At 72.9% G+C, this 10,091-nt stretch carries 6 protein-coding genes; 4 read left to right on the forward strand and 2 right to left on the reverse strand.

Annotated elements, in window-relative coordinates:
- Nucleotides 1-51 precede the first annotated feature (51 nt).
- The 3 genes from ABT247_RS10365 to argF all read left to right on the forward strand — a co-directional run bounded on the left by ABT247_RS10365 (nt 52) and on the right by argF (nt 5,665).
- Nucleotides 52-1,746 (forward strand): 3' terminal RNA ribose 2'-O-methyltransferase Hen1, encoded by a 1,695-nt coding sequence (locus tag ABT247_RS10365; RefSeq protein WP_350740946.1) that lies wholly within the window; start codon nt 52-54, stop codon nt 1,744-1,746.
- The gene (locus ABT247_RS10370; protein WP_350740948.1) at nt 1,743-4,439 is read left to right on the forward strand and encodes a polynucleotide kinase-phosphatase; all 2,697 of its coding nucleotides are present in this window, start codon (nt 1,743-1,745) and stop codon (nt 4,437-4,439) included. Before ABT247_RS10365 ends, ABT247_RS10370 begins: the two co-directional genes overlap by 4 nt.
- Before the next feature lie 224 nt (nt 4,440-4,663).
- Nucleotides 4,664-5,665, forward strand: a complete 1,002-nt coding sequence (gene argF, locus ABT247_RS10375; protein ID WP_350740950.1) for an ornithine carbamoyltransferase — start codon at nt 4,664-4,666, stop codon at nt 5,663-5,665.
- A 156-nt stretch (nt 5,666-5,821) separates the two neighbouring features.
- Here the strand turns inward: argF and ABT247_RS10380 are convergent, their stop codons facing one another.
- Entirely contained in the window at nt 5,822-6,355 is a 534-nt protein-coding gene (locus ABT247_RS10380) for a superoxide dismutase family protein (protein WP_350740952.1), read from the reverse strand.
- Nucleotides 6,356-6,423: 68 nt separating this feature from the next.
- Nucleotides 6,424-6,831 (reverse strand): type II toxin-antitoxin system VapC family toxin, encoded by a 408-nt coding sequence (locus tag ABT247_RS10385; RefSeq protein ID WP_350740954.1) that lies wholly within the window; start codon nt 6,829-6,831, stop codon nt 6,424-6,426.
- A 444-nt stretch (nt 6,832-7,275) separates the two neighbouring features.
- Between ABT247_RS10385 and acnA the strand changes: the two genes are divergently transcribed.
- Nucleotides 7,276-9,936: an aconitate hydratase AcnA gene (gene acnA, locus ABT247_RS10390; RefSeq protein ID WP_350740956.1), complete on the forward strand. Its 2,661-nt coding sequence runs from the start codon at nt 7,276-7,278 to the stop codon at nt 9,934-9,936.
- Nucleotides 9,937-10,091 lie beyond the last annotated feature (155 nt).

The following is a 10,091-nucleotide window of genomic DNA, read 5'->3' on the forward strand; positions in this document are numbered from 1 at the left end:
GGAGGGAAATCCCGGTGCCCGGAGCCTGGGCGCTGGGCAATACTTCGGCGGGTGTTCATGTCGATCTCCACCACCGGCAGCGCCGAGGACCCGGCCACCGACCTCGGGTTCCTGCTGCACAAGCACCCCGACAAGGTCCAGCGGTTCGCCACGTCGCACGGCGAGGCCCGCGTCTTCTACCCGCAGGCGCAGGACGCGGTCTGCACGGCGGCGCTGCTGCTGGACATCGACCCGATCGCGCTGGTCCGCAAGGTCAAGGGCGGGAGCGACGGCAGGGGGCGCGGCGGCTCGCCCGACTTCGCGCTCGCCCAGTACGTCAACGACCGCCCGTACGCCGCGTCCTCGCTGCTCGCCGTGGCGTTGCGGACGGTGTTCCGGTCCGCGATGAAGGGCGATTGCCCGGCCCGCCCGGAGCTGCCCGGTCGGGCCCGCCCGCTGCGGATCGAGCTGCCCGCCGTGCCCGCGAACGGCGCGGGCGAGGGCAGCGGTCCGGCGCTGGTGGCCCGGCTGTTCGAACCGCTGGGCTGGCGGGTCGAGGCGACGGCGGTCCCGCTGGACGAGGCGTTCCCGCAGTGGGGCGAGTCCCGTTACGTGCGGGTCGTGCTGGCCTCGGACGCGGCGCTGCTCTCCGACGCCCTCCAGCAGCTGTACGTGCTGCTGCCGGTGCTGGACGGTGCCAAGCACTACTGGGTCGCCCCGGACGAGGTGGACAAGCTGCTCGCCGCCGGTGAGGGCTGGCTGGCCGTCCACCCGGAACGCGCGCTGATCACGCGCCGCTACCTGGCCCGGCGCTGGTCGCTGACCAGGGCGGCGATGGAGCGCCTGGAACTGGCCCGGCTGGCCGAGGCGGACGACCGCGAGGTCGAGGAGGTCGACAACGCGGTCGACGACGACCGCCCGGAGGAGGACACCGGAACCACCGACGAAGCCGGGACTCCCCAGGACGCCGGCGCCACCGACGCGGCCGGCACGACCGGCACCACCGACGGCACCCGGCGGCAGTCGGAGTCCCCGCAGCCCTTCCTCGCGGAGCAGCGCCGCGCCGCGATCCTCGCCGCGCTCCGCGAGACCGGCGCGGCCAGGGTCGCCGATCTCGGCTGCGGCCAGGGCGAGCTGATCGACGAGCTGCTGAAGGACGCCCGGTTCACCGACATCCTCGGCGTGGACGTCTCCATGCGGGCGCTGCGCGCGGCGAACCGCAAGCTGCGCCTGGAGCGCCTGCCGGAGCGGCGGGCGGCCCGGGTGACACTGACGCAGGGGGCGCTGACGTACACCGACTCCCGGCTGAGGGGCTACGACGCGGCGGTGCTGTGCGAGGTGATCGAGCACGTGGACCTGCCGCGGCTGCCCGCCCTGGAGTACACGGTGTTCGGTGCGGCCCGGCCGGAGGCGGTCATCGTGACCACGCCGAACGTGGAGTACAACGTGCGCTGGGAGGGCCTCCCGGCGGGCCGTGTCCGGCACGCCGACCACCGCTTCGAGTGGTCCCGGGCGGAGTTCCGTGCCTGGGCCGAGCGGGTGGCGGCCGGGTACGGCTACACGGTCGAGCTGCGCCCGGTCGGCCCCGAGGACGAGGAGGTCGGCGCCCCGACCCAGCTCGCCCTGTTCCGTACGGCCCCCGACACCGGCCGGACGACCACGGCCGCCGCCCCGGTCGCCGCCACGACCGCCACCACCACGACCGCCGCCGCCACGACCACCACCACCGCGACCGCCACGACGCCCGAAGGAGGCGAACCCCGATGACCGACGACGGCACCGTGAGCACCGCCCCCCGCCGCCTCCCCGTCACCGACGTCTCCCTCGTCGTCCTGATCGGCACCAGCGGCGCGGGCAAGTCCACCTTCGCCCGCCGCCACTTCCTGCCCACCCAGGTGGTCTCCTCCGACTTCTGCCGCGGGCTGGTCGCCGACGACGAGAACGACCAGTCCGCCTCCGCCGAGGCCTTCGACCTCCTGCACTACATCGTCGGCAAGCGTCTGGCGGCGGGCCGCCTCACCGTGGTGGACGCCACCAACGTCCAGCCCGAGACGCGCCGGCGACTGGTCGGGATCGCCCGCGAGCACGACGTGCTGCCGATCGCGATCGTCCTGGACGTCCCGCCGGGCGTGTGCGCCGAGCGCAACCGCTCCCGTCCGGACCGTCAGCTGCCCGCCCACGTCGTGCCGCGCCAGCACCGCGAGCTGCGCCGCTCGCTGGGCGGTCTGGACCGCGAGGGCTTCCGCAAGGTGCACGTCCTGCGCGGCGAGGCCGAAGTGGCCTCCGCCGAGATCGAGTTGGAGAAGCGCTACAACGACCTGCGTCACCTGAGCGGCCCGTTCGACGTGGTCGGTGACATCCACGGCTGCCGCTCCGAGCTGGAGACCCTGCTCACCCGTCTCGGCTACACCCTCAGCCGGGACGACGCGGGCCGCCCGGTGGACGCCGTCCACCCCGCGGGCCGCACCGCCGTCTTCGTCGGCGACCTGGTCGACCGCGGCCCCGACACCCCGGGCGTGCTGCGCCTGGTGATGGGCATGGTGGCGGCGGGCCACGCGATCTGCGTGCCCGGCAACCACGAGAACAAGCTCGGCCGGGCGCTGGACGGCAAGAAGGTCACCGTCTCGCACGGCCTGCAGGAGTCGCTGGACCAGCTGGCCGGGGAGAGCGAGGAGTTCCGGGCCGAGGTGCGCGCCTTCATGCGCGGCCTGGTCAGCCACTACCTGCTGGACGGCGGCGCCCTGGTGGTCTGCCACGCCGGTCTGCCGGAGAAGTACCACGGCCGGAACTCCGGCCGGGTCCGCTCCCACGCCCTGTACGGGGAGACCACCGGGGAGACCGACGTGTACGGCCTGCCGGTGCGCTACCCGTGGGCCGAGGAGTACCGGGGGCGGGCGCTGGTGGTCTACGGCCACACCCCGGTGCCGAGTGCGAGCTTCGTCAACAACACCGTCTGCCTGGACACCGGCTGCGTCTTCGGCGGCAGCCTGACGGCGCTGCGCTACCCCGAGCGGGAGCTGGTGAGCGTGCCGGCCGAGCGGGAGTGGTACGCGCCGGTGCGTCCGCTGATCACCGACGCGCCGGGTGCCCGGGAGGGCCGTCCGCTGGACCTCGCCGACGTGGCCGGGCGCCGGGTGGTGGAGACCGGTCTGCACGGGCGGGTCGCCGTCCGGGAGGAGAACGCCGCGGCGGCGCTGGAGGTGATGAGCCGCTTCGCGCTGGACCCGCGGCTGCTCGGCTACCTGCCGCCGACCATGGCGCCGAGCCCGACGTCCCGCCGGGACGGCTACCTGGAGCACCCGGAGGAGGCCTTCCTCGCCTACCGCGCCGACGGTGTCCGGCACCTGGTCTGCGAGGAGAAGCACATGGGCTCGCGCGCGGTGCTGCTGGTCGCCCGGGAGGACGCCGCGCTGGAGCGGCGGTTCGGGGTGGCCGGGCCGGGCGCGATCTGGACCCGCACGGGCCGGGCGTTCCTCGACGACGGGGAGCTGACCGCGGCCGTGCTGGGGCGGGTCCGCGAGGCCGCCGAACGCGCCGGCCTGTTCGAGGAGTTGGACTCCGGTTGGCTGCTGCTGGACACCGAGCTGATGCCCTGGTCGCTCAAGGCGGTGGAGTTGCTGCGCCGCCAGTACGCGGCGGTCGGTGCGGCGGCCGGCGCCGCCCTGCCGGTGGTGCTGTCCGCGTTGGAGCAGGCCGCCGGGCGCGGACTGGAACTCGGGGAGCTGGCCGGGCGCCAGCGCCGACGGCTCGCCGACGCGTCGGCGTTCACCGAGGCGTACCGGCGCTACTGCTGGCCGACCGAGGGGCTGTCGGGCGTCCGGCTGGCGCCCTTCCAGCTGCTGGCCGCCGAGGGGGCGAACCTCGCGGTGCGCCCGCACGACGAGCACCTGGCCCGGATCGACCGCCTGGTGGACGCCGACGAGCGGAACACCGCCGAGCGGAGCGCCGCCGAGCGGAGCGCCGCCGAGCGGAACACCGCCGAGCGGAGCGCCGCCGCGCAGAACGTCCCCACCCCGCAGGCCCCGGCCGGCGAGGAGCCGATGCTGCGCCGGACCGGCCGGGTCCTGGTGGACACCGAGGACGAGGCCTCGATGGCTGCCGCCACCGCCTGGTGGGAGCAGCTGACCGGCGCGGGCGGCGAGGGCATGGTGGTCAAGCCGCTGGCTTCGGTCGCGCGGAGCACGCGCGGCGAGGGCCGCCCCGGCGGCCTGGTGCAGCCGGGCATGAAGGTGCGCGGGCGGGAGTACCTGCGGATCGTCTACGGCCCGGACTACACCGAGCACCTGGACCGGTTGCGCCGCCGCTCGCTGGGCCACAAGCGTTCGCTGGCGCTGCGCGAGTACGCGCTGGGCCTGGAGGCGCTGGACCGGCTGGCGGCCGGTGAGCCGCTGTGGCGGGTGCACGAGCCGGTGTTCGCCGTGCTCGCGCTGGAGTCCGAGCCGGTCGATCCGCGTCTGTAGCGGAGGCTGTGGGACTGCCGATGCTGCCGGGGCTGCAGCGCGGCGGTGCCACAGGGGCGGCGGGCTGCGGAGCTGCGGAGCTGCGAGGCCTCCCGCCGGGCGGTCGCGGTGAAGGGGGAGTCCGGCCCGGGCTCTCCCTTCGTTCTCGACCGCCCCGCATATAAATACTGAGCATCGTATACACTTGCCCTCTTTCCGCAGTCCCGTCACCCCAGGAGCCCGGCATGGCCTTCAACCTCCGGAACAGGCACTTCCTCAAGGAGCTCGACTTCACGCCCCAGGAGTTCCGCTTCCTGGTGGACCTCGCCGCCGGGCTCAAGGCGGCCAAGTACGCGGGCACCGAGCAGCCCCGGCTGCGGGGCAAGAACATCGCGCTGATCTTCGAGAAGACCTCCACCCGCACCCGCTGCGCCTTCGAGGTCGCCGCCCACGACCAGGGCGCCGGCACCACCTACCTGGACCCGGCCGGTTCGCAGATGGGCCACAAGGAGTCGGTGAAGGACACCGCCCGGGTGCTGGGCCGGATGTTCGACGGCATCGAGTACCGCGGCCACGGCCAGGAGGTCGTCGAGGAGTTGGCCCAGCACGCCGGGGTTCCGGTCTGGAACGGCCTGACCGACGAGTGGCACCCCACCCAGATGCTGGCCGACGTGCTCACCGTCACCGAGCACACCCCCAAGCCGCTCACCGAGGTCGCCCTCGCCTACCTGGGCGACGCCCGCTCCAACATGGGCAACTCGCTGCTGGTCACCGGCGCCCTGCTCGGCATGGACATCCGGATCGTGGCGCCGCGCGCGCTCTGGCCGGCCGAGGACGTGCAGAAGGCCGCGCAGCAGCTGGCCGAGGGAACCGGCGCCCGGATCACCCTGACCGAGGAGGTGGCCGAGGGCGTGGTGGGCGCCGACTTCCTCTACACCGATGTCTGGGTCTCGATGGGCGAGCCCAAGGAGGTCTGGGCGGAGCGGATCGAGCTGCTCAAGCCGTACCAGGTGTCGATGGACACCGTCCGGGCCACCGGCAACCCGGACGTGAAGTTCCTCCACTGCCTGCCCGCGTTCCACGACCTGGGCACCGTGGTCGGGCGGCAGATGTACGAGGCGACCGGCATGACCGAGCTGGAGTGCACCGACGAGCTGTTCGAGTCGGCGCACTCCATCGTCTTCGACCAGGCCGAGAACCGCCTGCACACCATCAAGGCGGTCCTGGTCGCCACCCTGGGCTCCTGACCCGCCCGGTGCCCTGCCGGACCGGCTGCCGCCCGGCGCCCTGCCGGAGCGGCTGCCGCCCGGCGCCCTGCCGGACCGGCACCCGCCCGCTGCCGGGCCGGCACCCGCCCGGCGCGCTGCCGCCTCAGGCCCGCCCCCCGGACCGCCCTCCGACGGCTACTTCTCCAGCCTGACGCAGGCCACCCGGTCGCCCGCCGCGTGCCGCCCGGCCGGGGTGCCCGCGTGCAGCACCAGCGAGCGGGCCTCGCCCGGGCGGGGCTGCCAGCCCACCGCCGCCTTCGCGGCGCCCCGGCCCCGTTCGTCGGTGCGCAGCACCAGCCGCAGCTCGTTGCGGTCGTTGGCGTACGCCGGGTCGGTGGACGGCTGCACCGGGTCGACCACGTCCTGGTAGTGCGGCCCGGAGGAGGCCGGCTCGGCGCCGCAGGCGCCGGTGTGCAGGTGCACCGGGAACTCGTGGTCGGGGGCGAGCCCCGCCGCCGTCAGGGTGAGCACCGTCCGCCCGGGCGTCGAGCGGTCGGTGACGACCCGGACGTGCGAGCCGTACGGCACGAGGTCGTCGGCGTAGCTGATCGCGGCCGGCGGGACGAAGGCGGTCGCCGGGTCGAAGTGGGCGTCCAGGACGGAGACCGGAGAGGCGGCGGGGGCGATCAGGGCCAGCGGCAGCAGGGCGGCGGCGAGCGGTGCGGGCATCGGGACGGGCCTTCCACGGGCAGGGCGACGGTCGCCCTGCTAACGCGGCCGTCCCGCCGGGGACACTCTCAGTCCGCCTCCCGGTGGATGCCCCTGATCTCGCAGCGCGGCCCGCTGGCCCGCATCAGCCGCAGGTCGGCGGTGACCAGCGGCACGCCGTACCGCTCCGCCACCGCGACGTACGCGGCGTCGTCCGGGGTGAGGTTGTCCTTGAGCTCCCAGATCCGGCCGAGCAGCGGCGCCACCTCGACCTTGCGGATCGCCACCGCGGCCAGTTCGGCGGTGAGTTCGGCGACCCGCTCGGCGGTCAGCTGCTTGGCGAGGTAGAGCCCGCGCAGCGATTGCATCACCTCGACGACGATGTGCTCGGGGGCCAGCCACTCGCCGTCGGAGGCGAGTTCGGCCCGGGCCCGGGCCCCGCGCGATCCCTGGTCGGCGAGTGCCAGCACCAGTGCGGATGCGTCCACCACGATCATCGGTCGGCCCCCTCAGCCCGTCACCACAGCCTGTCGCCGCAGCGCCCGCCGCCACGGCGCCCGTCGCCACAGCGGCCACCGTACCCGGCGGCTCCCGGCCGAGCGGCGCGCGGTGGCCGGCGCCGTTGCGGTGGCCGGGTCCGCTGCGGTGGGCCGGGTCCGTCGTCCCCTCGCCGTCCGCGGGCTCCGGTGGTGAGCTGGTGGTGGTGCCGGCCGCTGACCAGCGCCGTCGCGCAGCGGGGGATGCCTGCGGTGGTGTCGGCGGCGGCATGCACTATGGTTTATCTCGACATCGAGATAACTGCCCCTTACGATATATCTCGACATCAAGATACTTGCCGAGAGGCGCTCGCCGCCGATGCGGGAAAGGTCAGCCTAAGTAAGGGTGACCTTACCACCTCGTGACGGCCGGATATCGCACGAAGCACCCAGAAGGAGTCAGTCGTGTCCGCGAACAGCTTCGACGCCCGCAGCTCGCTGCAGGTGGGCGACGAGTCGTACGAGATCTTCAAGCTCTCCGCCGTCGAGGGTTCCGAGCGGCTGCCCTACAGCCTCAAGGTGCTGCTGGAGAACCTGCTCCGCACGGAGGACGGCGCGAACATCACCGCCGACCACATCCGCGCCCTCGGCAACTGGGACGCCGACGCCCAGCCGAGCCAGGAGATCCAGTTCACCCCGGCCCGGGTGATCATGCAGGACTTCACCGGCGTGCCGTGCGTGGTCGACCTCGCCACCATGCGCGAGGCCGTCAAGGAGCTGGGCGGCGACCCGGCCAAGATCAACCCGCTGGCCCCGGCCGAGCTGGTCATCGACCACTCCGTCATCGCCGACAAGTTCGGCACCAAGGACGCCTTCACCCAGAACGTCGAGATCGAGTACGGCCGCAACAAGGAGCGCTACCAGTTCCTGCGCTGGGGCCAGACCGCCTTCGACGAGTTCAAGGTCGTCCCGCCGGGCACCGGCATCGTCCACCAGGTGAACATCGAGCACCTGGCCCGCACCGTCATGGTCCGCGGCGGCCAGGCCTACCCCGACACCTGCGTCGGCACCGACTCGCACACCACCATGGTCAACGGCCTGGGCGTGCTGGGCTGGGGCGTCGGCGGCATCGAGGCCGAGGCCGCCATGCTGGGCCAGCCGGTCTCCATGCTGATCCCGCGCGTGGTCGGCTTCAAGCTGACCGGCCAGCTGCCGGCCGGCACCACCGCCACCGACCTGGTGCTCACCATCACCGAGATGCTGCGCAAGCACGGTGTGGTCGGCAAGTTCGTCGAGTTCTACGGCGACGGCATCGGCGCCATCCCGCTGGCCAACCGCGCCACCATCGGCAACATGTCGCCGGAGTTCGGCTCGACCTGCGCGATCTTCCCGATCGACGCCGAGACCATCAACTACCTGAAGCTCACCGGCCGCGACGAGCAGCAGCTCGCCCTGGTCGAGGCGTACGCCAAGGAGCAGGGCCTCTGGCACGACCCGTCGGTCGAGCCGGTCTACTCCGAGTACCTGGAGCTGGACGTCTCCACCGTCGTCCCGTCGATCTCCGGCCCGAAGCGCCCGCAGGACCGCGTGATCCTGGCCGAGGCCGCCCAGAAGTTCGCCGAGGCGCTGCCGGCGTACTCCGCCGAGGCCTCGAAGCCGACCACCGTCACCTCCCCCGACGGCTCGACCTACGAGATCGACAACGGCGCGGTCGTGATCGCCTCGATCACCTCCTGCACCAACACCTCCAACCCCTCCGTCATGCTGGGCGCCGCCCTGCTGGCGAAGAAGGCCGTGGAGAAGGGCCTGCAGGTCAAGCCCTGGGTCAAGACCACCCTGGCGCCCGGCTCCAAGGTCGTCATGGACTACTACGAGAAGGCCGGCCTGCTCCCCTACATGGAGAAGTTGGGCTTCAACCTGGTCGGCTACGGCTGCGTCACCTGCATCGGCAACTCGGGCCCGCTGCCCGAGGAGGTCTCGGCCGCCGTCAACGAGTCCGACCTCGCGGTCGTCTCGGTGCTCTCCGGCAACCGCAACTTCGAGGGCCGGATCAACCCCGACGTCAAGATGAACTACCTGGCCTCCCCGCCGCTGGTGGTCGCCTACGCCCTCGCCGGCAACATGAACGTCGACATCACCAAGGACGCCCTGGGCAAGGACGCCGACGGCAACGACGTCTTCCTCGCCGACATCTGGCCGTCGGAGCAGGAGGTCGCCGACGTCGTCGCGGGCTCCATCGACCAGGACATGTTCGACAAGGGCTACCAGGACGTCTTCGCCGGCGACCACCGCTGGCAGTCGCTCCCGGTCCCGACCGGCAACACCTTCGAGTGGGACGCCGAGTCCACCTACGTCCGCAAGCCCCCGTACTTCGAGGGCATGGCCAAGACCCCGAGCCCGGTGACCGACATCGCCGGCGCCCGCGTCCTGGCCAAGCTGGGCGACTCGGTCACCACCGACCACATCTCCCCGGCCGGCAACATCAAGCCGGGCACCCCGGCGGCGCAGTACCTGACCGCCAACGGTGTCGAGAAGCGCGACTTCAACTCCTACGGCTCGCGCCGCGGCAACCACGAGGTCATGATCCGCGGCACCTTCGCCAACATCCGCCTGCGCAACCAGATCGCGCCGGGCACCGAGGGCGGCTACACCCGCGACTTCACCCAGGCCGACGCGCCGGTGTCGTTCATCTACGACGCCTCGCAGAACTACCAGGCCGCCGGCATCCCGCTGGTCGTCCTGGCCGGCAAGGAGTACGGCTCCGGTTCGTCCCGCGACTGGGCCGCCAAGGGCACCGCGCTGCTCGGCGTCAAGGCCGTCATCGCCGAGTCCTACGAGCGCATCCACCGCTCGAACCTGATCGGCATGGGCGTCCTGCCGCTGCAGTTCCCCGAGGGCCAGAACGCCGACTCCCTCGGCCTGACCGGCGAGGAGACCTTCTCGATCACCGGCGTGACCGAGCTCAACGAGGGCCGCACCCCCGCGACCGTCAAGGTCGAGGCGGTCGGCGCCGACGGGACCAGCAAGGAGTTCGACGCGGTCGTCCGCATCGACACCCCCGGTGAGGCGGACTACTACCGCAACGGCGGCATCCTGCAGTACGTGCTGCGCTCGCTGATCGGCTGAGACCAGCCCCGCACCAGCGGCTGAGAGGGGCCGGACCGCACCGCGCGGTCCGGCCCTTCCGCGTGCCGCCGCGTCCGCACCGCTGCCAGGGCCGGCCCCTGGGAAGCACCGAGGGGCCCCCCGTGCTCGCGCACCCCGGGACCCACGGGGCGAGG

Origin of the sequence: Kitasatospora sp. NPDC001539 (assembly GCF_040298565.1) — a bacterium.
Lineage (GTDB): Bacteria > Actinomycetota > Actinomycetes > Streptomycetales > Streptomycetaceae > Kitasatospora.

Excerpts from the sequence above, each read along its gene's own strand:
- ABT247_RS10370 (WP_350740948.1), top strand. The coding sequence starts at position 1,743 with ATGACCGACGACGGCACCGTGAGCACCGCCCCCCGCCGCCTCCCCGTC.
- argF (WP_350740950.1), top strand. The coding sequence starts at position 4,664 with ATGGCCTTCAACCTCCGGAACAGGCACTTCCTCAAGGAGCTCGACTTC.
- ABT247_RS10380 (WP_350740952.1), bottom strand. The coding sequence starts at position 6,355 with ATGCCCGCACCGCTCGCCGCCGCCCTGCTGCCGCTGGCCCTGATCGCC.
- ABT247_RS10385 (WP_350740954.1), bottom strand. The coding sequence starts at position 6,831 with ATGATCGTGGTGGACGCATCCGCACTGGTGCTGGCACTCGCCGACCAG.